General features: G+C 58.0%; 24 protein-coding genes. 12 read left to right on the top strand and 12 right to left on the bottom strand.

All coding sequences use genetic code 11. The features are described 5' to 3' along the window. Positions 1-88 precede the first annotated feature (88 nt). From C7J97_RS00400 to C7J97_RS15540, 3 genes are all read right to left on the bottom strand, one after another. The gene (locus C7J97_RS00400; RefSeq protein WP_242983397.1) at positions 89-733 is read right to left on the bottom strand and encodes a rhomboid family intramembrane serine protease; all 645 of its coding nucleotides are present in this window, start codon (positions 731-733) and stop codon (positions 89-91) included. 835 nt (positions 734-1,568) lie between these two features. Next, positions 1,569-2,390, bottom strand: a complete 822-nt coding sequence (gene mgtE, locus C7J97_RS15545; protein ID WP_341458707.1) for a magnesium transporter — start codon at positions 2,388-2,390, stop codon at positions 1,569-1,571. Continuing rightward, positions 2,299-3,144: a magnesium transporter MgtE N-terminal domain-containing protein gene (locus C7J97_RS15540; protein ID WP_341458706.1), complete on the bottom strand. Its 846-nt coding sequence runs from the start codon at positions 3,142-3,144 to the stop codon at positions 2,299-2,301. Before C7J97_RS15540 ends, mgtE begins: the two co-directional genes overlap by 92 nt. Before the next feature lie 695 nt (positions 3,145-3,839). On the opposite strand from C7J97_RS15540, the gene C7J97_RS00385 reads away from it, so the two are divergent. Beyond that, positions 3,840-4,199, top strand: coding sequence for a type II toxin-antitoxin system RelE/ParE family toxin (locus C7J97_RS00385; RefSeq protein ID WP_015537096.1), 360 nt, complete (start codon positions 3,840-3,842; stop codon positions 4,197-4,199). Then, positions 4,196-4,477: a helix-turn-helix domain-containing protein gene (locus C7J97_RS00380; protein WP_113991703.1), complete on the top strand. Its 282-nt coding sequence runs from the start codon at positions 4,196-4,198 to the stop codon at positions 4,475-4,477. Before C7J97_RS00385 ends, C7J97_RS00380 begins: the two co-directional genes overlap by 4 nt. Before the next feature lie 477 nt (positions 4,478-4,954). On the opposite strand, the gene nifJ is transcribed toward C7J97_RS00380, so the two are convergent. After that, positions 4,955-8,500 carry a pyruvate:ferredoxin (flavodoxin) oxidoreductase gene (gene nifJ, locus C7J97_RS00375; RefSeq protein WP_044960397.1) on the bottom strand — a complete coding sequence of 1,182 codons (3,546 nt, stop codon included), beginning with the start codon at positions 8,498-8,500 and terminating at the stop codon, positions 4,955-4,957. A 381-nt stretch (positions 8,501-8,881) separates the two neighbouring features. On the opposite strand from nifJ, the gene C7J97_RS00365 reads away from it, so the two are divergent. The 3 genes from C7J97_RS00365 to C7J97_RS00355 are packed head-to-tail and all read left to right on the top strand — an operon-like array spanning position 8,882 to position 10,816. Further along, complete coding sequence (locus C7J97_RS00365; RefSeq protein ID WP_113991702.1) at positions 8,882-9,436, top strand: NUDIX domain-containing protein; 555 nt, start codon at positions 8,882-8,884, stop codon at positions 9,434-9,436. Beyond that, complete coding sequence (locus C7J97_RS00360; protein ID WP_005924221.1) at positions 9,433-10,128, top strand: RluA family pseudouridine synthase; 696 nt, start codon at positions 9,433-9,435, stop codon at positions 10,126-10,128. The genes C7J97_RS00365 and C7J97_RS00360 overlap by 4 nt, the downstream gene beginning before the upstream one ends. Position 10,129: 1 nt before the next feature. Then, entirely contained in the window at positions 10,130-10,816 is a 687-nt protein-coding gene (locus tag C7J97_RS00355; protein ID WP_113991701.1) for a GntR family transcriptional regulator, read from the top strand. A 206-nt stretch (positions 10,817-11,022) separates the two neighbouring features. On the opposite strand, the gene C7J97_RS00350 is transcribed toward C7J97_RS00355, so the two are convergent. Then, complete coding sequence (locus C7J97_RS00350) at positions 11,023-11,604, bottom strand: manganese efflux pump MntP (protein ID WP_113991700.1); 582 nt, start codon at positions 11,602-11,604, stop codon at positions 11,023-11,025. Between the two features lie 150 nt (positions 11,605-11,754). Between C7J97_RS00350 and C7J97_RS14930 the strand changes: the two genes are divergently transcribed. Next, positions 11,755-11,904, top strand: coding sequence for a hypothetical protein (locus C7J97_RS14930; RefSeq protein WP_170126607.1), 150 nt, complete (start codon positions 11,755-11,757; stop codon positions 11,902-11,904). 316 nt (positions 11,905-12,220) lie between these two features. Here the strand turns inward: C7J97_RS14930 and gyrA are convergent, their stop codons facing one another. From gyrA to dnaA, 7 genes are all read right to left on the bottom strand, one after another. Continuing rightward, positions 12,221-14,803: a DNA gyrase subunit A gene (gene gyrA, locus C7J97_RS00345; RefSeq protein WP_113991699.1), complete on the bottom strand. Its 2,583-nt coding sequence runs from the start codon at positions 14,801-14,803 to the stop codon at positions 12,221-12,223. Positions 14,804-15,013: 210 nt separating this feature from the next. Then, positions 15,014-17,008 carry a DNA topoisomerase (ATP-hydrolyzing) subunit B gene (gyrB, locus tag C7J97_RS00340; protein ID WP_113991698.1) on the bottom strand — a complete coding sequence of 665 codons (1,995 nt, stop codon included), beginning with the start codon at positions 17,006-17,008 and terminating at the stop codon, positions 15,014-15,016. Between the two features lie 218 nt (positions 17,009-17,226). Next, a complete protein-coding gene (gene remB / locus C7J97_RS00335; RefSeq protein ID WP_097785149.1) occupies positions 17,227-17,484 on the bottom strand; it encodes an extracellular matrix regulator RemB in 258 nt (85 codons plus the stop codon). Positions 17,485-17,573: 89 nt separating this feature from the next. Next, on the bottom strand, positions 17,574-18,695 hold the full coding sequence (recF, locus tag C7J97_RS00330) for a DNA replication/repair protein RecF (protein ID WP_113991697.1): 1,122 nt from the start codon (positions 18,693-18,695) through the stop codon (positions 17,574-17,576). Beyond that, positions 18,696-18,911, bottom strand: coding sequence for an RNA-binding S4 domain-containing protein (locus C7J97_RS00325; RefSeq protein ID WP_005924246.1), 216 nt, complete (start codon positions 18,909-18,911; stop codon positions 18,696-18,698). 12 nt (positions 18,912-18,923) lie between these two features. Beyond that, complete coding sequence (gene dnaN / locus C7J97_RS00320) at positions 18,924-20,030, bottom strand: DNA polymerase III subunit beta (RefSeq protein WP_005924249.1); 1,107 nt, start codon at positions 20,028-20,030, stop codon at positions 18,924-18,926. 397 nt (positions 20,031-20,427) lie between these two features. Beyond that, positions 20,428-21,750: a chromosomal replication initiator protein DnaA gene (dnaA, locus tag C7J97_RS00315; protein WP_005924255.1), complete on the bottom strand. Its 1,323-nt coding sequence runs from the start codon at positions 21,748-21,750 to the stop codon at positions 20,428-20,430. A gap of 123 nt (positions 21,751-21,873) precedes the next feature. Here dnaA and C7J97_RS14925 point away from each other — a divergent pair, with 123 nt between their 5' ends. The 6 genes from C7J97_RS14925 (at position 21,874) to jag (ending at position 25,496) form a co-directional block, all read left to right on the top strand. Beyond that, complete coding sequence (locus tag C7J97_RS14925) at positions 21,874-22,020, top strand: hypothetical protein (RefSeq protein ID WP_170126606.1); 147 nt, start codon at positions 21,874-21,876, stop codon at positions 22,018-22,020. Positions 22,021-22,125: 105 nt separating this feature from the next. Then, positions 22,126-22,260 (top strand): 50S ribosomal protein L34, encoded by a 135-nt coding sequence (rpmH, locus tag C7J97_RS00310; RefSeq protein ID WP_005924258.1) that lies wholly within the window; start codon positions 22,126-22,128, stop codon positions 22,258-22,260. A gap of 204 nt (positions 22,261-22,464) precedes the next feature. Next, positions 22,465-22,872: a ribonuclease P protein component gene (gene rnpA / locus C7J97_RS00305; RefSeq protein ID WP_097785147.1), complete on the top strand. Its 408-nt coding sequence runs from the start codon at positions 22,465-22,467 to the stop codon at positions 22,870-22,872. Then, a complete protein-coding gene (yidD, locus tag C7J97_RS00300; protein ID WP_242983396.1) occupies positions 22,869-23,171 on the top strand; it encodes a membrane protein insertion efficiency factor YidD in 303 nt (100 codons plus the stop codon). Before rnpA ends, yidD begins: the two co-directional genes overlap by 4 nt. A gap of 99 nt (positions 23,172-23,270) precedes the next feature. Then, positions 23,271-24,332: a YidC/Oxa1 family membrane protein insertase gene (locus C7J97_RS00295; protein WP_242983395.1), complete on the top strand. Its 1,062-nt coding sequence runs from the start codon at positions 23,271-23,273 to the stop codon at positions 24,330-24,332. A gap of 18 nt (positions 24,333-24,350) precedes the next feature. Then, positions 24,351-25,496 carry an RNA-binding cell elongation regulator Jag/EloR gene (gene jag / locus C7J97_RS00290; RefSeq protein WP_113991695.1) on the top strand — a complete coding sequence of 382 codons (1,146 nt, stop codon included), beginning with the start codon at positions 24,351-24,353 and terminating at the stop codon, positions 25,494-25,496. Positions 25,497-25,762: the final 266 nt, after the last annotated feature.

The following is a 25,762-nucleotide window of genomic DNA, read 5'->3' as shown; positions in this document are numbered from 1 at the left end:
TCCTTTTGTGAGACGGTAAGATTTATTTTATATTTCGGAATACCGGAGCGTCTGCGGACGCTCCGGTATTCCATTTTCACGGGAGGGTTTATCTCCTGTTCTTCCGTTTCCACTGCTCCCGGCGCACCCATGCGCGGAGGGAGCGGTAGACCATGGGGGCAAAGAAGAGCCAGACGTTGAGCATGGACAACAGGTAGTCCAGCTTGCCGGGCAGGGATGCGCCCAGAAAGCTGAACACCCACAGCACCGCTGCGAAAACGCCGAAATACTTCACCCGGATGGGGATGACGAAGAAGAGCAGCAGCTGCACCTCCGGGTACAGCATGGCAAAAGCCAGCAGCAGCGAAAGAGACAGGCAGTAGGTGCTGGCGGTCACACCGGTGAGCAGACAGCCCAGCACCGTGCCCAACACGCCGGACAGCAGATACACCGTGTAGCGGAAATCGCCCCACTCCCGTTCCAGCGCCGTGCCAATGAACCATGTGAAGTAGATGCCCAGCACCACGCTAAGGATGCTGCCACCAGAAAAGGGGATGAATATAAAGCTGATTACCCGCCAGACCTGCCCCTGCAGCAGCAGGCTGCGGCTGAGCCCCAGCCAGAAGGAAATGGTGCGGTCAACAAACAGCTCGATGGCCAGCACTAAGATCTGCCCCGCCACCAGAATATTGGTCAGGTTCGGGATGCCGTAGCGGCCATACTTGCGCTCCAGCCTGTTCAGCCAGTTGTTCATGTGTTTCGCCTCCGTTGCGGGATGCCCCGCCAGTTTCATGTTACCCCTATTTTACCATGACAGGCCCCCGCATTCAAGAAAATCCACGCGGAAGGCGTTGAAACTGCACTTTCTTTCCCGGCAGACAGGCTGCACGCGCAGTTTTTTCACACCGCAGCCGCCGGGGTGTGGAAAAGGCGGGAAAAGCACAGCATTCATGCGGGTTTTAAGTCCCAAAACGACAACCGAAAATTGTATGGACTATCCGTTCTGGAATGAACTTTTCACTTTTTCCACCGGGTTTTCCACCGTTTTTGTGAAAAAGAAGCGCAGTTTCCAACGATGTTTTCCACCTTTTCCACATAGTTTTCCACATTCGATGGAGGAAAGTCCTATACAAGCCGTAATGGATGCCGCCGCATTCTGGAAATTCGTGGGCAAAAATGTGGGCATTCTGCCTTTTATAAAAAAGAAAGTCGAAGGTTTTTCTTTCGTTTTTACAGTTTACTCCGGCTTACGGGTTTGCTTTTCTCCAATCTGGAATCTCCCCCAAGGCAGTTTTCCACAAACCGCCGGGGAGAAAAACCCGGTGTGGAAAACGGACACAAACAGCGGTTTTCCACACTGGAAAAAGCTGCTGCACAAGGGTAGCATCCTCGCCCTCTCAGTCACCTTCGGTGCCAGCTCTCCCAAAGGGAGAGCCTTTGGCAGTCCACGCAAACTTCATCTCTTTGCCAAGGCCTCTCCCTTTGGGAGAGGTGGATGCGAACGCAGTGAGCAGACGGAGAGGGCGAGGATGCTAAAAAAGCACCCCGGACAAGCGAGTTTGCTTGTCCGGGGTGCAGTAGCTGACAGCTTACATCATATTGCGGAACACCAGCTGTGCGATCTGGAAATAGAGGATCAGGCTGCAGGCGTCCACGATGGTGGTGATGAAGGGGGTAGCCATGATGGCGGGGTCGGCACCCAGCTTTTTGGCGGCAAGCGGCAGCATACCGCCCACCAGCTTTGCCAAAATGACGCTGAAGAACAGCGACACGCTGACCACGATGGCGTAGCCCATCACGTTGGCGTACTGACCGGGGAAGAGGAAGGTGTACATCAGGTAGATGCGCAGGCCGTTCACAACGCCCAGCACTGCGCCCACGATGGCAGACACCCGCAGCTCCTTGCCCAGCACCCGCATAAAGTCGGCAGGCTCTACCTCGCCCAGTGCCAGACCGCGCACCATCAGGGTGCTGATCTGGTTGCCGCAGTTACCGGCGGTATCCATCAGCATGGGCATGAAGGACACCAGCAGCGGCAGGCTGACAAAGGCTTCCTCGTAGTGGGTGGTGACCATGCCGGTAAAAGTAGCGGACAGCATCAGGATCAGCAGCCACGGGATGCGCTGCTTGGCGTGGGTCCACACGCTGGTGCCAAAGTAGGTGGTGGCGTCGTCATCCGGGAGAATAGCAGCCATCTTCTGCATATCCTCGGTGCTCTCGTCGGTCAGAACGTCAATGGCATCGTCGATGGTGATGATACCCACGAACATCCCCTCGTTGTCCAGAACAGGCATGGCGGTAAAGTCATAGCGCTGCATCTCACGCGCCACAAACTCCTGATCGTCGGTGACCTTCACGGTGACCAGATTGTCCTCCATGATCTCCGTGATGGGGGTCTTGGGGTCTGCCAACAGCAGATTGCGGGCCGAGACAACGCCCTGCAAGCCGGTTGCTCTCCACCACATAGCAGGTGTAGACGGTCTCGGCATTCTCGCCCTGCTTGCGGATGGCTGCAAAGGCCTGTTCCACCGTCATATCCATGCGCAGACGCACATATTCCGGGGTCATCAGGCTGCCGGCAGAGCTTTCCGGGTAGTTCAGCAGCTTGTTCAGGCTCTCGCGGGTCTCCCGGGAGGATTTTTCCAGCACCCGCTTGACCACGCCTGCGGGCATATCTTCCAGCAGGTCGGCGGCATCGTCCAGGCTCATCTCCTCGATGGCGCTCACCAGCTCCACGTCCGAGAAGGCGTTCACCAGATCGTCCCGGGCTTCGTCGGACATATAGGCAAAGGCTTCGGTGGCAACTTCCTTTTTCAGCAGACGGAACACCACCAGACGGTTGTTCTCGTCCAGCTCCTCCAGCAGCTCGGCAAGGTCGGCGGGCTGCTCTTCCTCAGTCACCTCGCGCAGCTTGACGTACTGCTTTTTGATCAGCAGCTTCAGCAGACGGCTCTTGGTCAGCATCTCGGGGTTTGCCTTGACCTCTTCGTCATTGGCTTCCTCCCGCTCTGCCTCCCGCATATCCTGCTTCAGGTCCTCGGTGGCTTCCTCGTTCAGATCCTCCGCCAGCTTCTGACGCACCTCGGCGGGGATATCGGAGGGCAGTTCCTGCACCGGCAGGTTCTGTTCCGTGTTGGTTTCCAGCTTCTTTTCTTCCATATCCATGGGCTACCTCCTCTGGGCACTATACGGCACGGAGGGCTTTCTCCGCGCCGGAGGATGCAGCAGGTCGGGAAACAAAAAACGCGCCGCCCGGTGCCGGAATGCTGCAAAAGCAGCCGTTTCCGCGCACGCAAAGCCGCGCCTTTCCTATGCCGGGGGCTTTTTAAGCCGCCGGGGGCAAAAAGGCGAACGCAGTACTTTTTGTTGTCCGATCTACCGCATCGGTGGATCTACTTCGACTATGATCAGGGTCCATTGTCCTGCGTTCACCTCCCAGTTTTCGTAAATTCCGCAGCCGCAGCACCCGCGCCGGGCGCTGCACTGGCTATATCCTTTTTTATTATAGCGCCGCAAAAAAATGGGGTCAACCCTAAAGCGAAGTTTTGCAAAGATTTTTACGGCGTCTTACAGAAACAAAACACCCTTCTCCGTGTTGCGGCGCACAGAGAAGGGTGTTTTGCTTGGATATTGCCTTGGTGTGAGGAGGAATCATGTTACTTGGGAAGTGGTTGCGGCCCCGCTTCCCATGGCAAAAGTATAACAGCTTTCACAATTCATTTCGTTAAGAAGCTATGAAGAAACTGTAAAAAGGAAGCGGAAAATTCTGGAAGATTTTGTGATAAAAAATCTTCTTGACAATATTTGTTTTATCCTATATTATAATAGTAGGATACCACCAAACGGAAAGGATGCTGAAAATGTCTGCTTTTGAAGTAAATTTTTATTATAAAGCAGACGGCAGCTGCCCGGTTCGTGATTTTCTGGATACACTGGATGACAAAATGCTGGCAAAGCTTTTAGGCACGATCTCCCTATTGGAAACCAACGGCACACAACTGCGGGAGCCTTATTCCAAATCATTGGGAGATGGCATTTTTGAATTGCGTGCCAAGCAAAGCAGCAACATTACGCGCATTTTATATTTCTTCGTGGTCGGACATCAGATCATCCTGACAAATGGCTTTGTCAAAAAGACACAAAAAACACCGCCGGAGGAAATTGCACTGGCGCAAAAGTATCGTGCGGACTATTTTTATCGAAAGGAGAGTTCCTCATGAGTGATTTTCGGAGTTATTTGAATGAACAATTACAGCGGCCTTCTTTTAAGGCAGAATGGGATGCTCTTCAGCCGGAGCTTACCATTGCGCAAGCTATGATCGATGCCCGGAAGGAAAGCGGTCTGACACAGAAACAGCTTTCGGAGCGCACCGGCATTGCACAGGCCGATATCAGCAAACTGGAACGAGGGAATGCAAACCCTTCTCTGCGCACCTTGCAGCGCCTTGCCGCAGGGATGGGGATGAATGTCAAAATTGAATTTGTGACGAACAAATAACTTTTTTTCGTCAATATATAAGCCCGGAGCGTCCGCAGACGCTCCGGGCTTATAGTTTCATTTACACAAAAATACGCCCCGGTCACCTTGCGGTGAGCGGGGCGCTAAAAACTGATGCAGTTTTTTCACTGAGGCAAGATCCCTGCAAGGCAGGTCTTATGCCGCAGGCGGAGCAAGGTATCTGCACGCAGACCTTATGCTCCTGACACACGCGGGGTGTGCTCTCAAGGGCCCTCGCGGGCGCTTTGGTATCTCAAGCCCCTGCGCAAAAGGAGGGGAATGAAATCAGGTTTTTCGACCGTTCTGTCAGGTACAGGGCAAAACGTTCAGCCTGTTCTGTGCACGGCAAAGGCAAATTCCACAGTTCCGCACCGCTGCATTGCGCAGTAACCGCCGATGCGGGGCTGCCACTCTTCACACGGGAAAGAGCAGGGGCCGCTGGTTCATTTGGTGTCTTTGCCGCCGCTTAAAAACAGCTTACTTGTACAGCTCGACCAGACGGGTCAGGTGCTCGTAGCGGTCGTTTGCAACCTCCTGGTTGCGAGCGAACAGCTCCTTAGCACGCTCGGGGAAGGCGCGGGTCAGACGGCTGTAACGGGTCTCGTTTGCCAGCAGAGCCTGATACTTCTCGTTGTCCACAGCCTTGGAGGTCAGGGTGAAGGGGTTCTTGCCCTGTGCCTTGTTGGCGGGGTTGAAGGTGAACAGGTTCCAGTAGCCAGCCTCGACTGCCTTCTTCATCTCGTTCTGGCAGTTGGTCATGCCGCCCTTGACACCGTGCAGCTCGCAGGGAGCGTAGCCGATGATCAGAGAGGGGCCGGGGTAAGCCTCAGCCTCGGCAATAGCCTTGACAGCCTGGTTCATGTTAGCGCCCAGAGCGATCTGAGCAACATAGATGTAGCCGTAGGTCATTGCGATCTCGGACAGGCTCTTCTTGCTGATCTCCTTACCTGCAGCAGCGAACTGGCAGACCTCGCCGATGTTGGAGGCCTTGGAAGCCTGTCCACCGGTGTTGGAGTACATCTCAGTATCGAAGACCATCACGTTGACATCCTCGCCGGAAGCCAGAACGTGATCCAGACCGCCGAAGCCGATGTCGTATGCCCAGCCGTCGCCGCCGAAGATCCAGACGGACTTCTTGGCGATGTACTGCTTGCTCTTCAGGATCTCTGCAGACTTCTCGCAGCCGGCAGCAGCAGCCTTCTCCAGCTCAGCGATCAGGGCCTTTGCGGGCTCGTCGTTGGCCTTGGTGTTGTTCTTGGTTGCGATGAACTTCTCGTAAGCAGCCTTCAGCTCAGCAGAAGCCTTGTCGGAACCAGCAACCTCTGCGATCTCCTTGATCAGGTTCTCGCGGATGGTCTTCTGGCCGATGTACAGGCCCAGACCATGCTCTGCGTTATCCTCGAACAGGGAGTTGCACCATGCAGGACCATGGCCGCTGTCCTTGTTGACGGTGTACGGAGAGATGGAAGCGGTGCCGCCCCAGATGGAGGAGCAGCCGGTAGCGTTGGAGATGTACATCTTCTCGCCGAACAGCTGAGTGATCAGGCGAGCGTAAGAGGTCTCGGCACAGCCTGCGCAGGAGCCAGAGAACTCCAGCAGGGGCTGGTTGAACTGAGAGCCCATGACGGTGTCATCAGCCATCTTGGTAGCCTTCTTGGAGATGTTGGCCACGCAGTAGTCAAAGACTGCCTGCTGATCGGCCTGGCTGTCCTGAGGAACCATGGTGATAGCCTTGGTGGGGCAGACGGTGACGCACTCGCCGCAGCCCATGCAGTCCAGCGGAGAAACAGCCATAACAAACTTGTACTCGGGGGTCAGCTTGTTATCGCGGCTCTTGGTCTGGGCAGGAGCAGCTGCCAGCTCGTCAGCGGTCAGCAGGAAGGGACGGATGGTTGCATGAGAGCACACGAATGCACACTGGTTGCAGCCAACGCACTTTGCAGCATCCCACTCGGGGACGTTGACAGCGGTGCCGCGCTTCTCGTATGCAGAAGCGCCCTGCTCCCACTCGCCGTTTGCATTTGCCACGAAGGAGGAGACAGGCAGGCTGTCGCCGTCCATACGGGCAATGGGCTCCATGACCTCGCGGATCTGCTTGACCAGTTCCGGACGGCCAGCCAGAGCCTTGGGTGCGGGATCAGCCTCGGGGTTGGACCAGGATGCGGGCACGTCTACCTTGTGGATAGCGTCAACGCCTGCGTCAATGGCCTTCCAGTTCATCTCAACGACGTCCTGGCCCTTCTTGCCGTAGCTCTTCTGAGCGGCCTGCTTCATGAAGTTGACGGCATCCTCGATGGGCATGACGTCAGCCAGCTTGAAGAATGCAGACTGCAGGATGGTGTTGGTGCGCTTGCCCATGCCGATCTCGATAGCCTTATCGATAGCATTGATGGTATACAGCTGGATGTTGTTGTCAGCGATATACTTCTTTGCCTCGGCGTTCAGGTGCTGGCCCAGCTCCTCATCGGACCACTGGCAGTTGATCATGAACACGCCGCCGGGCTTGACATCCTGGACCATCTTCATGCCCATGTGGATGTAAGCGGGGTTGTGGCAGGCCACGAAGTCAGCCTGGTTGATGTAGTAGGGGCTGCGGATGGGCTTGTCGCCGAAACGCAGGTGGCTGATGGTCACGCCGCCGGTCTTCTTGGAGTCATACTGGAAGTATGCCTGAACATACTTGTCGGTATGGTCGCCAATGATCTTGACGGAGTTCTTGTTTGCGCCGACGGTGCCGTCGCCGCCCAGACCCCAGAACTTGCACTCCTTGGTGCCAGCAGCTGCGGTGATGGGAGCGGGCTTGACCTCGGGCAGGGACAGGAAGGTGACGTCATCGGTGATACCCAGAGTGAAACGCTCCTTCGGCTGATCCTTCTCCAGCTCCTTGTACAGAGCGAAGATGGAGGACGGGGGAGTGTCCTTGCTGCCCAGACCGTAGCGGCCGCCGGTCAGAACGATATCGTTCAGGCCAGCCTCACGCAGGGTAGCGGCAACATCCAGATACAGGGGCTCGCCCAGAGAGCCGGGCTCCTTGGTGCGGTCCAGCACAGCCACCTTCTTGGCGGTCTTGGGCAGGACCTTCAGCAGAGCGGAGGACACCCAGGGACGGTACAGGCGGACCTTGATGATACCGACCTTCTCGCCCTTGGCGTTCAGGTAGTCGATGACCTCGTCAGCAACGTCGCAGATGGAGCCCATAGCCACGATCACGCGGTCAGCATCGGCTGCGCCGTAGTAGTTGAACAGATCGTAGTTGGTGCCCAGCTTTGCGTTGATCTTAGCCATGTACTTCTCAACAACAGCCGGCAGAGCGTTGTAAACGCTGTTGCAGGCCTCGCGGTGCTGGAAGAACACGTCGCCGTTCTCGTGGGAACCGCGCATCTTGGGGCTTTCGGGGTTCAGAGCCTTCTTGCGGAACTCCTCAACAGCCTCCATGTTGCACATTTCCTTCAGATCAGCGTAGTCCCACTTCTCGATCTTCTGGTACTCGTGAGAGGTACGGAAGCCATCGAAGAAGTTCAGGAAGGGAACCTTGCCCTCGATGGCGCACAGATGTGCGACAGGGGACAGATCCATAACTTCCTGCACGCTGCTCTCGACCAGCATTGCAAAGCCGGTCTGGCGGCAAGCCATAACGTCGCTGTGATCACCAAAGATGTTCAGGGACTGGGTAGCAACGGTACGTGCAGAAACATCGAACACGCAGGGCAGCTGCTCAGCAGCGATCTTGTACATGTTGGGGATCATCAGCAGCAGGCCCTGAGAAGCGGTGAAGGTGGTGGTAACAGCACCTGCACCCAGAGAGCCGTGGACAGCACCAGCGGCGCCGGCCTCGGACTCCATCTCAACGACCTTGACCTGGTTGCCGAAGATGTTCTTCTGGCCGGCTGCAGACCACTGGTCCACAGAGTCAGCCATCGGAGAAGACGGGGTAATGGGGTAGATGGCAGCCACGTCCGTGTAGGCATACGCTACATGGGCGGCAGCGGTATTGCCATCCATAGTTTGCTTTGCTCTAGGCATTTTTCTTCCTCCATTATTCAGAATTTGGTACCTTTTGCGCGGGGCAATATGCCCGCTGGGACCGGAGAACCCCATAAAAGGCACTATTGCTTGTATACTATAATAGCAGATTCCGGCAATAAAGTAAACGCAAACCGCCCGACAAACGCACCAAAAATTAAGAAATTTTTTAGCGGTTTTGTACTTTCTTTAGTGCGTTAAAGCAAGCAGTGATGCAGATTTTCGGTTTTGGGGGGCGGGCTCTTCCAGAAATTGTGATTTTTTCGCAAGAGGGAACTCCCTCCCCTTGTATTTATCATATCTTTATTGACAACAAACCGTACTTTGCCGTAAACTGAGAGCATAAAACCGGCGCAGCGCCGGAAAAGGGGCGTAAGGTAAATGAACGATACAGTACACTTTGAAAAAACTCTCTCCAGCGAGACCCTGTTCGAGGGGCGGGTCATCACCCTGACCAAGGACACCGCACTGCTGGAAAACGGCAAGACCGCTACCCGCGAGGTGGTGCATCACCACGGCGGTGCCTGCATCCTGCCTTATTTTGCAGACGGCACCATCTGCATGGTGCGGCAGTTCCGCTATGCCATGCAGCAGCAGTTGTGGGAGTTGCCCGCCGGTAAGCTGGAAAAGGGCGAGGACCCCTTTGCAGCCGCCAAGCGGGAGCTGGAAGAGGAGTGCGGCCTGACCGCCGACAACTACATCTCGCTGGGCGAATTCTACCCCACCGTGGGCTACGATACCGAGGTCATCTATACTTGGGTAGCCACCGGTCTGCACGAGACCAAGATGCACCTTGATGCGGACGAGTTCCTGACCCCCGACCGTGTGCCGCTGGAAAAGGCGTATCAGATGGTCATGAGCGGCGAAATTAAAGACGGCAAGACCATTGCGGGCATCCTGAAGCTGAAGGCTCTGCTGGCCGAGGGCAAGCTGTGATCTTATACGAGGACGCCGCCCTTGTGGTGCTGGACAAGCCCGCCGGGCTTTCCAGCGAGGAGGGCGTGCCCGCCGCGCTGCGGGCGCACTGGAACGCACCTGATGCCTTTGTGGGGGTGGTGCACCGGTTGGACACCGGAGTGTCCGGGTTGATGGTCTATGCCCGCACCCCGGCAGCTGCCGCCGCCCTGAGCCGTCAGGTGACCCAAAGTCAGGACGCCTATGCCGTGCAGGATGGCCGCGCCGAGGGCAAAGCCGCCGCGCCGCAGTTCGTCAAGCAGTACCGCGCAATCATTGCCGGTGCGCCGGACGCGCAGCTGCCCGCCGCCGGGGTGCTGCGGGATTACCTGTTCAAGGACAGCCGCAAGGGCAGGGTGTTCCCGGTCAGCCGTCCCCGCAAAGGGGTGCGGGAGGCGGTGCTGGAATACCGCATCCTTGCCACGGCAGGGGAGAACAGCCTTGCCGAGATCACCCTGCACACCGGGCGCACCCATCAGATCCGGGTGCAGTTTGCCAGCCGCAGGCACCCGCTGTACGGCGACGGCAAATACGGCAGCCGCCAGAAGGGCAGCATTGCCCTGCAAAGCTGCGGCCTGCGCTTTGTGCACCCGGACACCGGCAAGCCCATGGCCTTTTCTCTGCCCCTGCCCGCCGCCGCACCGTGGAAGGAGTTTTTGGAACTAGGTGAGTGATATGGAACAGCAATACAAGACTGATGCCGAAATTTACGCCGTGCTGGAACGGGAGATCATCGACCTGACCATCCGTCCCGGCTCTTCGCTGAGCGAGAACCCACTGTGCGCCCGGTTCGGTGCGCCGCGCTCCCTGATCCGGGTGGTGCTGCAAAAATTGCAGGAAAACGGGCTGGTGCGCATCGTGCCCTACAAGGGCACCACCGTCACCCGGCTGAACCGGCGCATCGTGGACGAGCTGATCTACGAGCGCACCGCCGTGGAGGGGCGCATTCTGCGGGACTTTGCCCCCATCGCCACCCCGGCGCAGCGGGCGCAGATCCGTGCGCGGGTGGACGCCTACGAGGCGCTGGCCCGCGCCGAGAACCCGGACTTCAACAAGCTGTACGAGATGGACTGCCGCCTGCACGAGACGTGGTTTGCCGCCATGGATAAGATGTACCTGTGGAGCACCCTGCAGAATGCCCACGCCGATTACAGCCGGTTCCGTATGCTGGACACCATGACCACCGGCGGGCTGGACGAGGTGATTGCAGACCACCGCAACCTGCTGAACGCCATCGAGCGGTGCGACCTTGCCGCCTTTGAGCCGCTGGTGGAGCGCCACCTGTACGGCGGCATCCGCCGCCTTGGCAGCAAGCTGACCAAGGAATATGCCGACTTTTTTGAGCCGGAAAACATGAAATAAGTCAAATTGTTCCACGGGGAACAAAGACGATTTAAAATGCCCTCCGCGTTGCTCTGGGCATCTTCAGCGGAAAAATTATTTTTTATTTGCGAAATGGGAAAATCTGCGGATTTTCCCATTTCGCTTTTTCACGGAAGTAATTATAAAGGGGTATCCATCACAGGCAAAAGCCCGGAGTGTCCGCAGACGCTCCGGGCTTGTTATATTCAGAACACTCCGGTGATGAAGATCTCCAGACCGATGCCGATGAGGATGACACCGCCCAGAATACTTGCCTTGCCGGAAAGCTGTGTGCCGAACTTTTTGCCGATGCGCAAGCCTGCCATGCAGAGGATGAAGGTGACCACCGCAATGATGATGGCAGCGGTAAGTGCCATCAACCAGCCGTATTCCGAGATGGTGAAGCCCACCGAAAGGGCATCGATGCTGGTGGCAATGCCTTGCATGAACAGCGCCCCGGCGCTGAGCTGCGCCGCCTCCTCGGCTTCCTCGCCCCGGATGCCGTCCAGCAGCATCTTGCCGCCGATGTAGCCCAGCAGTGCCAGCGCGATCCACGGGATCAGGGTCTCAAAGGACGCAAACAGCTCCACGATGGTATGCACGCACACCCAGCCGATCATAGGCATTGCGGCCTGAAAAATGCCGAAAGTGCCCGCAATCTTCACCATGGTGCTTTTCGTCATCTTCGGGTCGTGCAGACCGTTTGCCATGGACACCGAAAACGCATCCATCGCAAGCCCCACGCCCAGCAAAACGCTGTTGAGAAAAAATACAAAACTCCATTCCATTCTGTCTGCCTCCTGTTTGTTGACCGTAATCCAAACCAAAACAAAACCCGGCCCCGGGCGCATTGTACGTCCGGGACCGGGTGATTTTTTGAGATCCACTCCATGTGCACGGGCGCAGCAAACACGCACCAAAACACATGAGTCTCGCAAATGAAAGCAAGCCAGACCGAAACAGTCATTATGTTGACTTGCTGCGCTCTGCAAAGCGCCTGCTACTCCCCCACGGGTATTGTGATTTTGTTTATTTTAGCACAGCTTCAAGGCAAAGTCCAGACAAACCTGACGGTGAAACGATTTTAAATGTGCTCCGCTGCGCTTTGCACATCAATAGCGGAAGAATTATTTATAATTTCGCGTTTGTCGCGCTCTGCGGAGCGCTCCAAACGCATTTTCACCGGAGGGGTCGTAACGGCAAGCGGCAGTTGCAGCGCCGCTTTCTACGAAAGCGCGGCGCTGCGGAACACGATCTTCTCCCGTGAAAATGGGATAGCGGAACGCCCGCAGGCGTTCCGCTATCCCGAAAATATAAAATAAATTTTCCGCTGAAAATGCCCAAAGCGCACGCGGCGGGCATTCCAAATCGTCCCACGAAAGGAAATATTATTGCGCAGGCAGATTATTCCTTCTCTTCGGGGTCTGCCTCCGGGGCTTCGGTGGCGGCGGCTGCGTCGGCAGCCTCCATCTCGGCCAGCTGCTCGGCGGTGGGCTCGGCATCGGCCTCAGAAGCGTCGATCTTCTCGGTCTGTGCCTCGTCGTCGTGGTCGGTGCGTGCCAGCACCATCACCTTGTCGTTCTCGCCCAGACGCATCACCCGCACGCCGGAGCCGTAGCGGCTCTGCAGCGGGATCTCGTTGACGTGCAGACGGATGATGATGCCCTCCTGACTGCTCAGCAGCACGTCATCCACGTCATCCACGATCTTCACGGCGGCAACCTTGTCGCGGCTCACATCGTAGTTGCGGATGCCCTTGCCGCCGCGCGCGGTGATGCGGTAGGTGTCGATATCGGAGCGGCGTCCCTTGCCGTTCTCGGTCACGGTCAGCACCGTGCCGCCCTCGCGGCAGATGCACACGCCGACAACTTCATCGCCCTCCGCCAGACGGATGGCGCGCACGCCGTGGCCGTTACGGCCCATCGGGCGGGCGTTTTCCTCGTTGAAGCGGATGGCCTGACCGTTGCGGGTGGCAACGATGAGCATATCATGGCCGGAGGTCAGGCGGGTCCATGCCAGCGCATCGCCCTCGTTCAGGGCAATGCCGATCAGGCCGCTCTTGCGGATGTTGGCGTACTGTTCCAGCGGGGTGCGCTTGATCAGACCCTGCTTGGTGACCATGGTCACATAGCCGCCCGACTGCTCGGCATCCTTGCTCTGGCAGATCATGTTGGTGACCTTTTCGCCCTCCGCCAGCTGCAGCAGGTTGACAATGTTCATGCCCTTGCTGGTGCGGCTGCCCTCGGCGATGGTGTAGCCCTTGATGCGGAACAGGCGGCCCCGGTCGGTGACAAAGAGCACATAGTCGTGGGTGGAGCCTACGAACATCTCCTGCACGATATCCTCTTCCTTGCGGGTCATGCCGGAGATGCCGCGTCCGCCGCGGCGCTGTGCCTGATAGGTGGCCTTGAGCTGACGCTTGATATAACCGGCCTCGGTCAGGGTGTAGACGCACTGTTCCTCGGCGATCAGATCCTCGATATCCACCTCACCGGTCACGGACTGGATCTCGGTGCGGCGCTCGTCGCCGAAGCGCTTCTTCATTTCCAGCAGCTCGTCCTTGACGATGGCAAGCACCCGGGCGTCATCCGCCAGAATGGCTTCCCAGTCCTCGATCTTGGCCTGCAGGCTTGCCAGCTCTTCCTCGATCTTCAAGATCTCCAGACCAGCCAGACGACCCAGCTGCAGCTTGACGATGGCGTCTGCCTGCGGGTCGTCAAAGCCGAACTGCTCCATGATGGCTGCCTTGGCTTCTGCCATGCCGCCCTTGCAGGCGCGGATGGTAGCGATCAGCTCGTCTACGATGTCGGTGGCCTTCTTCAGACCTTCCAGAATGTGGGCGCGCTCCTTGGCCTTTTTCAGGTCGTACTGGGTGCGGCGGCGCACCACCTCATCCTGAAACTCCACATACTTCTGCAGCATCTGCTTCAGGGTGAGCACCTTGGGCACCTTATGGTCGATAGCCAGCATAATGACGCCCACGGTATCCTGTAGCTGAGTGTACTGGTACAGCTGGTTCAGGATGACCTGTGCGTTGGCGTCCTTGCGGATATCCACCACGATGCGCATACCCTTGCGGTTAGTCTCATCGTTCAGGCCGGTAATGCCCTCGATGCGCTTTTCCTTGACAAGGTCTGCCATGTGCTCGATGAGACGCGCCTTGTTGACCATATAGGGGATCTCGGTGATCACGATCTGGGTGCGGCCGTTCTTGGTTTCCTCAATGGTGGCGCGGCCGCGCAGGGTGATCTTGCCGCGTCCGGTGGCGTAGGCGGCGCGGATGCCGCTGCGTCCCATGATGATGCCGGCGGTGGGGAAGTCCGGGCCCTTGATGTGCTCCATCAGGCCGGGCAGGTCGATGTCCGGGTCATCGATATAGGCGATGCAGCCGTCAATGACCTCGCTCAGGTTGTGGGGCGGGATGTTGGTGGCCATACCAACTGCGATGCCCTGACTGCCGTTGACCAGCAGGTTGGGGAAGCGGCAGGGCAGCACGCTGGGCTCCTTTTTGGTCTCGTCAAAGTTGGGGTCCCAGTCGATGGTGTCCTTCTCGATATCGGTCAGCATCTCCACCGCCATGCGGCTCATGCGGGCCTCGGTGTAACGGTAAGCAGCCGGGGGGTCGCCGTCCACAGAACCAAAGTTACCCTGACCATCCACCAGCGGATAGCGCAGCGAGAAGTCCTGTGCCAGACGTACCATGGCGTCGTAGACCGATGCGTCGCCGTGGGGGTGGTAAGAGCCCAGCACCGCACCAACGGTATCGGCGGATTTGCGGTATGCATGGCTGGGGTCGTTGCCGCGCTCATGCATGGTGTACAGGATGCGGCGGTGGACGGGTTTCAAGCCGTCCCGCACATCGGGCAGGGCGCGGGACACGATGACCGACATGGAATAATCCAGGAAGGCCGTCTCGATCTCCTTTTTGACATCGCGGATGATCTTTTTGGTTCCGCTGCCCGGTATCATCACATAATCTTCTTCCATTTGTTCCTCCGTAGGGTTTGACCCTCTCTTTTGTACAGGAAAGGGATTTTTTTCTCGGAAAACAGCCTCGCCCTCTCAGGCGCTTACGCGCCAGCTCCACCAAAGTGGGAGCCCTTGGCAGTCCACGCAAAGTTTATCTTTTTGCCAAGGCCTCTCCCTTTGGGAGAGGTGGCAGTGAGCGAAGCGAACTGACGGAGAGGGCGAGCACGCTTACACGTCCAGCTTTGCGTACTGGGCGTTGGTCTCGATAAAGCGGCGGCGGGGCTCCACCTGATCGCCCATCAGGATGGTAAAAGCTTCATCGGCCTTTTCGGCATCCTCAATGGTGATCTGCACGATGACCCGGTTGTCCGGGTTCATGGTGGTCTCCCACAGCTGCTCGGGGTTCATCTCACCAAGGCCCTTGTAGCGGTTCACCTTTGCGCCGGGCATCTCCTGCGAGAGAATGGCCATTTCCGCGTCGTTGTAGGCGTACTTGATGGTGTTGCCCTTCTGCACCTTGAACAGGGGCGGCTGTGCCACATACACATGACCCTGCTCGATCAGCGGGCGCATATAGCGGAAGAAGAAGGTCAGCATCAGGGTGCAGATGTGGGAGCCGTCCACGTCCGCATCGGCCATGATGAACACCTTGTCGTACCGCAGCTTGGAGATATCGAACTCGTCGCCGATGCCGCAGCCCAGTGCCAGCACCACCGGCATCAGCTTGTCGTTGCCGTAAATTTTATCGGCGCGGGCCTTTTCCACGTTCAGCATCTTGCCCCACAGCGGCAGAATGGCCTGAATGGCAGAGTCGCGTCCCATCTTGGCAGAGCCGCCTGCAGAGTCGCCCTCGACGATGAAGATTTCGGTGCGGCTGGGGTCTTTTTCGCGGCAGTCTGCCAGCTTGCCAGGCATCCGGCTGGTCTCCAGCGCGCTCTTGCGGCGCACCAGCTCACGGGCCTTTTTGGCGGCGGCGCGGGCGCGGGCGGCCTGCGTTGCTTTTTCAAAAATAGCCTTTGCCACGCCGGGGTTCTCCTCAAAGAACTCCATCAGCTTGGAGTAGACCATGTTGGAAACGAGGGTGCGGATCTCGGTATTGCCCAGCTTTGCCTTGGTCTGGCCTTCAAATTCGGCTTCCTGCAGCTTGACCGAGATGACGCAGATCAGACCCTCGCGCACGTCTGCGCCGGACAGGTTCTCGTCCTTGTCCTTCAGCAGGCCGTGGCTGCGGCCGTAATCGTTGAACACGCGGGTCAGGCTGGCTTTGAAGCCCTCTTCATGGGTGCCGCCGTCCGGGGTGTTGACGTTGTTGGCAAAGCTCAAAAGCAGCTCGTTGTAGCTGGAATTGTACTGCAAAGCGATCTCTGCCACGCCGCGGTCGGTCTGTCCCTTGAGGTAGATGACGTTGGGGTGCAGCACTTCCAGCTTGCGCTTTTCGCCCAGATAGGTGACAAAGCTCTTGATGCCGCCCTCGTAGCACATCACCTCGGAGCGGTAGCAGGGGTCGCCCTCCTGACCGTCCTCCAGCACGGGGGTGTACAGCTGGCGCTCATCGGTCAGGGTGATCTTGACACCGGCGTTCAGGAAGCTTTCCTCCCGCAGGCGCTTTTCCAGCGTGTCGAAGTCGTAGACGGTGGTGTCCTTGAACATTTCCGGGTCGGGTTTGAAGGTGACCCGGGTGCCGGTGACGCCCTCGGCTACCGTGCCGATGCACTTGAGCGCGCCGTCCGGGTCGCCCCGACGGAAGGTCTGCTCGTACTCCTTACCGTCGCGGCGCACATTGACGGTGAGCCACTCGGAGCAGGCGTTGACCACCGAAGCACCCACGCCGTGCAGACCGCCGGCCACCTTGTAGCCGGAGTTCTCGCCGCCGAATTTGCCGCCGGCGTGCAGGATGGTGTACACCACGGTGACGGCGGGCAGACCGGTATCGGCCTGAATGTCCACGGGGATGCCGCGGCCGTTATCGGTGACCTGAATGATATTGTCCTTCAGGATCTTGACCTCGATGTGGTCGCAGTAACCCGCCAGCGCCTCATCAATGGCGTTGTCCACGATCTCGTACACCAGATGATGCAGACCGCGCTCACCGGTGGAGCCGATATACATACCCGGGCGCTTGCGCACCGCCTCCAGACCCTTCAGCACCTGGATCTCGCTGGCGTTATACTCGTGGTCGGTTACGGTATCGGCATTTGTACTGGTAATGATTTCTTCTGCCATATCCTTTCTCCCTTTTGTTCATTTTTGCGTTTGTTTTTTCAAATTATAGCAAAGCGGGAACCGGTACACCATGGTGTACTTTTTTCTCGCCGTTTTGTTGTGTTTTCACGCGCTGCCCGCAGAGGGCGTTCCGGCTGGCACGGTGCGGCTTTCCGGGCAGTTCCGGGGCTTTCCCATCCCTCTTTTTCTGTGGATCTTCCGCCCGTTTTTCGCAAATTTCACTCCACCATCTTTTGCGCTCTGCGGCGCATGGCGGCGCTGGACAGCTCCGAAAGATACACCGCATCCACCAGCCCTCCGTCTGCCAGCACATAGCACTGGGGCAGCTCGTCCGAAAGGCTGACCACCGCCCCGTTCTTCTGGGCGTAGTTCAAAAACTCCCGCCCCCGGGGGGAGATGGTGGTGGTCTCCAGATCAAAGATACCAATGATGTCACGGTCGTTCAGGACATAGTCCCGCCCCAGATGAATATACATACTGTATTTTCTCCCGTGTCTTTTGTTTGCATAAAGTCCACGAAAATGCAGCTTTTATGCAGTATTGCTCACAACATTTATCCATGCCGTCAGACCCGGTTCAGCACCCCGCCGTCCATGCGATACACCTCGCCGTCGGTCTTTAAAAAGTCCGTGTCATCGCAGCTGGTCACAAAGGTCTGCTTTTCCTTCATGCAGGTGAGCAGATACTGCTTGCGCCCCTCGTCCAGCTCGCTCAGCACATCATCCAGCAGCAGTACCGGGTGCTCCCCAGTGATCTGCGCCGCCGCCGCGGCTTCGGCCATTTTCAGGCTCAGCACCACGCTGCGCTGCTGTCCCTGACTGGCATACACCCGGGCGGGCTGGTCGTCCAGCAGCAGCTCCAAGTCCTCGCGGTGGATGCCGCACAGGCTCTGCCCGGCGCGCAGCTCCTCCTCCTGCCGCTGGCGCAGCAGGTCGGCAAGTCCGCCCGGCGCAAACTGGGCGGCATAGCGGATGCTCATCCGTTCTGCCCGGTGGGAAAGCTCCGCGTAGTTGGCGCAGGCACGGGGAGCCAGCAGTTTCAGATACTCCCGCCGCCGCTGCTGCAAGGCTTCGCCCTGCGCGGCAAGTTCGGTGTTGAGCACTTCCAGCAGGGTGCGCTTTTCCGCGTAGGGGCGTTCCTGCCCGTTTGCGGAGTGGCGCAGCAGCGCATTTTTTTGTTGCAAAACCCGCACATAGCGGCGGTAACTGGCCAGATACCCGGGGTACAGCTGACACAGCGCAGCGTCCAGAAATTTGCGCCGCCCTTCCGGAGCCCCCTTGACAAGGCTCAGGTGGCCGGGGTCGAACACCACCGCCGGAAAGCTGCCTGCCAGTGCCGCCGCCCGCTTGGGCGCTGCGCCGTTCACCGCCGCATAGCGCCCGGGCTTTGCGGCCTCCGGGGTGCCCACGGTCATGCGGATGTGGGCAGGCTCGGCGGGCTCACAGCCCTCCGGCCGGTCCCGCTGGGTGTCGGCTTCCAGCACCGCGAATGCTTCTCCCCGGCGCACAAGCTCGGCATCCTTGCCGCCCCGGAAGCTTTTGCCGCCGGTCAGCAGCCAGATGGCTTCCAGAAGGTTCGTTTTGCCCTGCCCGTTGTTGCCGCAGATGACGGTAAGCTCCCGCCCGGGCTCCAGCCGTGCCGCACAAATATTGCGATAGTTCTGTACTTCCAGCGAAAGCAGATGCATTTACTGACCCTGCCCGATCTCTACGCTCTGCCCGTCCAGCTCGATGACGTCTCCGGCGCGGCACTTTTTGCCCCGCATGGTGCACACCTCGCCGTTCACCTTCACGGCACCGCCCTGCACCAGCTCCTTGGCTTCGCCGCCGGTCTCGCACAGACCGGCAAATTTGAGCAGGGCATCCAGCTTGATAAACTCGGTATGAATGAGAATCTTCTGCATAAAACGCGCTCCTTAGTCGTTTTTAAAGCGTACCGGCAGTACCAGATACAAAAAGTCGTTGCCCTCTACCGGCAGCACCTTCACCGGGCTCAAAGGTCCGCTGATCTCCATGCGCACCTGCTCGGTGCGGGCGTTGCGCAAAGCATCCAGCAGATAGCGGTTATTGAAGCCGATCTCCACCTCGTCGCCCTCGCAGGCGGCGCTGAACTCGTCCACCACGCGGCCGAGGTTGGTCTGGCAGCGCACCACGACTTTACCCTCTGTAAAGGAGATGCGGAGGGGATTTTTTAAACGCTCTGTAATAATCAGAGAGGCGCGCTCGATGGTGGAGATGAAGTCCTTGGTGTCGATGGTCACCCGGGTGCGGCTTCCGGCGGGGATGACGTTGCGGTAATTCAGGAACTCGCCCTCGATCAGGCGGCTCATGATGGTGTAACCGGCGGTGGTGAACACCACATAGCGGCGGTTTGCACTGATGTGCACATCCTCCTCGTCATCGTTGGCCAGCAGGTGGGACACCTCGGTCATGGTCTTGCTGGGCACGATGATGCGGATATCCTTCACGGCGGTGATGGGGCGCTCCACGATGGCCAGACGATAGCCGTCCAGCGCCACTATGGTCAGCTTGTCCAGCTCGATCTCGAACAGCTCGCCGGTGTGGGCGGGTTTTTTCTCGTCCTGACTGACGGCGTACAGGGTGCGATCGATCATGTCCCGCAGCACGCCGGTCTTGATGGTCAGGGTCTGCTCCGCGCCGGTGTTGGGCAGATCCGGGAAATCGGTGGCGGGCATGGACTGGATCTCGAACTGTGCCACGCCGCTCTGGATGGTGGTCTTGCCGTTATCCGCAGCCACGATGCTGATCTGACCTGCCGGCATCCGGCTGATCATGCTGCTGAGCAGCTTTGCATTCAGTACGATCTCGCCGGGCTCCTTGATGTTGGCTTCGATGGTGGTCACGATGCCCATTTCCAGATCGTAGCCGGTCAGGGTGAGCTGAAAACCCTCGGCCTTCAGCAGAATGCCCTCCAGCACCGGGATGGACGAGCGCATGGTGACAGCTTTGGAAACGCCGTCGATGGCTGCACTGAGCAGTGTTTTATCGCAGACGATGTTCAAAACAGTATCTCTCCTTTTTTCACACTTCCGGCGGAATATCTGTCCTTTGGGCTGCTGCCGGAAGGCAGTAATATATTGAACTTGTTGTAGTAATCGTAGTAGGGGGTGGGGAAGATGTTGAAAACCCGGAAATGTCTTGCCGGGATGCGGGGCTTTGACTTTCCACCGGGTTGTGGAAGGCTCGTGAAGGAAATGTTGAAAGGTGGGGAACGGTGATTCTTTCCACAGCCGATGTGAAGAACTGATGTTAAATGTTGAAAACTAAGTGGAAAGTGTGGAAAGCTTCGCCTTTTTGCCACAAGATATAGGCGTATTTTCCCCTTTTTGTTCCGTTTTCTCCCCATATTTTGGGGTCATACCCTGAAATGAGTATGACTTTTACCCGGTTTTCCCCGATTTAGGCCTTCACGTTCTTGATGATATCGCTCACGGTCTCCCGCAGATGCTGGTCGTTCTTCATGTCCCGTTCCATGGTCTTGAGGGAGTAGACGATGGTGGAGTGGTCACGGCCGGAAAATTCCCGCCCGATCTCCTCCATGCTCATGCCGGTGACCTCCCGCAGGATATAGATGGCAACGCGGCGGGCGGAAGCCACATTGGCGTTGCGCTTGGTGCCCCGGATGTCGGCAGGGGACACGTTGAAGGTGCGGGATACCTCGCCGATGATCTTTTCGATGGTCACCGGTACCGGCTGGGTCTCGTTGAGGATATCCTTGATGGCGTTCTGCGCCACGCTGATCACCGGCTGGATGCCCTCCAGCATATAATAGGCGTTCAGCTTTTTCACTGCGCCCTCCAGCTGGCGGATGTTGTTTTTCAGGTGGTTGGCAATGAACTCTGCCACGTCCTCGGGCAGGTCCAGATGCAGCAGCTCTGCCTTGCGCTTCACGATGGCAACGCGGGTCTCAAAATCCGGCGGCTGCACATCGGCGGTCAGACCCCACTCAAAGCGGGTGCGCAGACGCTCTTCCAGGCTCTTGATCTCCTTGGCGGGACGATCGGAAGCGATGACGATCTGCTTGTGGGCGTCATGCAGGGAGTTGAAGGTGTGGAAGAACTCTTCCTGTGTGGACTCCTTGCCTGCGATGAACTGGATATCGTCCACCAGCAAAAGGTCTGCCACGCGGTACTTCATGCGGAAGTCCTCGGTGCTGCCGGCGCGGATGGCGGCGATCAGCTCGTTGGTGAACTGCTCGCAGGTGACATACATGATGACGAAATCGGGGTGGGTGCGCTTGATCTCGGTCTGAATGGCGGTCAGCAGATGGGTCTTGCCAAGGCCCGAGCCGCCGTAGATGAACAGGGGGTTATAGGCCCCGGAGGGGTTTGCCGCCACAGCCTGCGCAGCAGCAAACGCAAACTGGTTGGACGGCCCCTTGATGAAGTTTTCGAAGGTGAATTCGTAGTTGCCCTGCGGGGAGGCGGGGTTTGCCTCGTACTGCTGGGCCAGCACTACCTCGTGGGGCGGGGTGCTGGGCACCACAAGGGTGATGTCCACATCAAAGCCCAGCACGGACTTGAAGGCCTCCTTGAGCAGGCCAAGGTACCGGTCGGTGACGATCTTGCAGATAAAATCGTTGCGCACCGACAGGGTGATATGGCTGGAGTCCTCAAAGCTGATGGGCTCCAACCCGTCGATATAGAGATTGTACGTTGGCTCGGCCATCTGCGCCTTGCAGTACATCTGGGCCGCTTCTAAAACGTCCTTGAAAGAATCCATAAAACATCCACTCCATTGAATCGGTCGAAGTTTTCAACAATGCTGCTGATACCACGTTAGTATACCACAAAAATCTCCCTGCGTCTATATTACTATAATGTAATTTATAATACATAAGATAAGATGGTACAGCAGCCTTGTGGAAACACGCCAAAAAGACCACAATATCTGGTAGAAAAAAGTTTTCCACAGCAAAATGGTGAAAAAGTTGAAAAGCTTTTAACAGAAAAATCAGAAAAAAGTTTGCAGAAAACTGCAAAAAATGCTTGACAGAACGTCATACTATGCGATATACTGTTGAATTGCAAGCCTGTCCCCAATCTGGGACCGATCAAGACCCCATACCGGGGATAAGTTTTTACGGAGGATACAACCATGAAGAGAACTTTTCAGCCCAAGAAGCGTCAGCGCAAGGAAGTTCATGGCTTTCTGACCCGCATGAGCACCAAGAACGGCCGTAAGGTCATCAATGCTCGCCGTGCAAAGGGCCGCAAGAGCCTGACTGTCTGATCTTAAACCTTGCAGGTGAGATCCGGCGCAGAAATGAATATGCGCACAAAAGACCGCTGATATCCCATTGGCGGTCTTATTTTTTTACCCGTCAAAAGTTTTTTCGTAAAAATGCCCGGATGGGCTTTTAAACTGCAAAAATTTTTGATATACTGGCTAAAGAGTGCACCCATGTGCACCCGGACGAAAGGAGGTGCCGACGTTATGCGCTATCGTCCGATCCGCCGCAACAGCGAGTTTGGCCGTGTGTACGCCCGCGGCAAGTCCTATGTGAACCCGGCACTTGTGCTGTATGTGCTCAAGACCCGGGGCCGCAACACCCGGGTAGGCCTGACCGCCACCAAAAAAATAGGCCACGCCGTGCAGCGCAACCGCGCCCGCCGCGTGATGAAAGCCGCGATTGACGAGCATCTGGATCACAATATCGGCGGCTACGACCTGATCTTCGTGGCCCGGGGCATGACCCCCAAGCTGAAAAGCTGGCAGCTGAGCAGCGTTGTGGCAAAGCTGTTTGCCCAGGCCGGTCTGCCGGATAAGGCCAAGCGCCCGGACGCAAAGCCGCCCGCCACCGTGCCCCCCGCTCGCAAACAAAAGCCGGAGCCCCGCGTGTGAACCGGCTGCAAATGCTCTGCCGCAGGGCGCTGTGCGTGCCCATCCGCATCTACCAGCACACCCTCAGCCCATGGATCGGCCGCAGCTGCCGGTTTTCGCCCAGCTGCAGCAACTACACCATGCAGGCCATCCTGACCCACGGCTGTGTAAAGGGCATTCTGCTGGGCGCATGGCGCATTGCCCGGTGCAATCCGCTGGGCAAGTGGGGATACGACCCCGTGCCGCCGCCCGGCCGCTGGCAAAGCCCCGCCCGCAACCTGCAGCCCGCAAAGCTGTTTGAAAAGCGGCATAGGGGATAAAGTTTTCGCTTCTTGTGACGCGCTGCACTGTGGGCGGCGTGTCCTACGATAAAAAAATAATGCGTCCCGGGCCACAGCCGGGGCAGAATGGACAAAGGTATGAACTTCTTTTACATCCTGAGCGGTCCTCTCGGCTATGTCATGGAGTGGATCTACAAGCTGCTGCCGAACTACGGCTGGGACATCATCCTCTTCACCCTGCTCATCAACCTCGTCAAGATCCCCCTGCAGACCAGCCAGCAGAAGAGCATGGCAAAAATGTCTGCGTTCCAGCCCATGATCGCGGAGATCCAGACCAAGTACAAGGACAAGCCCGAAAAGCAGCAGGCTGAGCTGATGAAGCTGCAGCAGGACTTTGGCTATAAGCCCACGGCCGGCTGCGTGCCCATGCTGCTGAATTTCCTTGTCATGTTCGGTGTTATCGGCGTGGTGTATAACCCGCTGGAGCGCATTTTCCACATCAGCGCCGCTGCACTGGCCAGCGCTGGCGAGGCTATGACCGCCGCCGGCATCTCCTTTACCGCCATCACCCGCGATACCAACATCATCGCCGAGGTACTGGCAGGCAACAGCGGCGTGCTGGGCTGCTTCAGCGTCGAGCAGATCGCTACCATCACCGAGTTCGGCCAGCACATGAACTTCCTTGGCATCGACCTGACCCGCATCCCGCAGATCGGTCTGTCTCTGGATATCGTGCTGCCGCTGCTGTCGGTCATCACCATGTTCCTGTCCACCCACATCAGCATGAAGGCTTCCGGCCAGCAGATGCAGGGCAGCATGAAGCTGACCATGTACATGATGCCGCTGATGTACCTGTTCTTCTGCTTTACCTTCCCTCTGGCATTCTCTCTGTACTACGTCATTTCCAACATCGTCATGACCGCACAGACCCAGATCATGCGCAAGTTCTACGACCCCGAGAAGATGCGCAAGGAAGTGGAAGCGGAGATCGCCGCCAAACGCAAGCAGGAAAAGCGCGGTGTGAAGAACACCACCATCACGGTGACCGACCCCAAGACCGGCAAGAGCGTGGAAAAGAACCTTTCCGCCAGCGAGATGAACAAGCGCCGGCTGGAGTATGCCCGTCAGTTGGACGCCGAGCGCTACAAGGACGAGCGCACCGTGCCGCTGAGCGAGCTGAACAAGCAGGATAAACAGTAACAAGGGAGGTAAACGGTTATGATCCGTACACAGGAATCCACCGGCAAGACGGTGGATGAAGCCCGCGCCAAAGCCTGCGCCCTGCTGGGCGTGCAGGCCGACGATCTGAATGTCAGCTATGAAGTGCTGGAAATGCCCCAGAAGACCGGTTTTCTGGGCTTAAAGACCACCCCCGCCAAGGTGCGCGTGAGCGTAGAGTTGCCGGATGCCCCTGCCGCTGCGCCCGCAAAGCCGGTGGAGCCGGTGGCAGAGCAGCCTGTTGAGACTGCCGCCCCCGTGCAGGAGACTGCTCCTGTGGCAGAGGAAGTTCCCGCTGCTGTGGCAGAGCCTGCCGCTCCCGCCGCAGAGCAGACCCCCGCTGCCCAGCAGCCCGCCGAAGCTGCCGAGGAGACAGAAGAGGTGGAAGAGCCCATCGTCATCGAGGAGAACGCCAAGGTGAAGGCCGCTGTGGACTATCTGCGGGAGGTCATCACCCTGATGGGCGTGGAGAATGTGACCTTCAGCGCCGTGCAGAAGGGCGAAGCCACCATCATCCGTCTGGACGGTGAAAAGCTGGGCGCCCTCATCGGCCGCCGTGGCGAGACCATGGAGAGCCTGTCCTATCTGGCAAGCCTTGTGGCAAACCGTCTGGAGGGCGATTACATCAAGCTGGGTCTGGACGTTGCCGGCTACCGCGACAAGCGCGAGAGCGACCTGACCGCACTGGCACAGCGCATTGGCGCCAAGGTGCGCAAGACCGGCCGCAGCTTTGCCATGGAGCCCATGAACCCCTACGAGCGCCGCATCATCCACTCTGCCATCAGCAAGATGGAGGGTGTGCGCAGCGAGAGCAAGGGCGAGGGCCGTGACCGCCGCGTGGTCATCTACTCCACCGCACCGGATGCTCAGACCGAGAACACCTACGGCGAGCGCCGTGGCCGTGGCGGCAACCGGAATGGCCGTCGTCCCGGCGGCAACCGCAACGGCGGTTATCGCGGTGAGCGCCGCAGCAATGGCGGCTACCGTGGCAACCGCAGCGGTGCACCCCGCGGCCCGCGTTCGTCCAGTGTGCCGGAGCGCACCTACGCCCCCCGCGACGCCGAGAGCGCAGCACCCGTAGCACCCAAGCGCACCGAGCGCGTGGATGACTTTGCAGATTTCAGCTTCGGCAAGATCGAGCTGTAAGCTGTAACCCGAAACAGAACCATGAAGCGCCCCGCATTTCCACCGGAAGTGCGGGGCGCTTTTTTTGGTTTCACAGGAGAGGGTCGTGGAGTAAAACGGCATTTGCAGCGCCGCTTTCTGCGAAAGCGCAGCGCTGCGGGAAAAGTCTGCACAGGTTTTCAGCGGGCTGAACCCTCTCAGCTTCGCTGCGTTCAGCACGGTACGATGCGGTCTATCTCTGCTAGAAATTCGCGTTTCTTTGTCAGCACCTGCGACAACTCATCGCT

Origin of the sequence: Faecalibacterium prausnitzii, from assembly GCF_003324185.1 — a bacterium.
Lineage (GTDB): Bacteria > Bacillota > Clostridia > Oscillospirales > Ruminococcaceae > Faecalibacterium > Faecalibacterium prausnitzii.
Note: the sequence above shows the minus strand (reverse complement) of the source record. Positions and strands in the feature narration are given on the sequence as shown.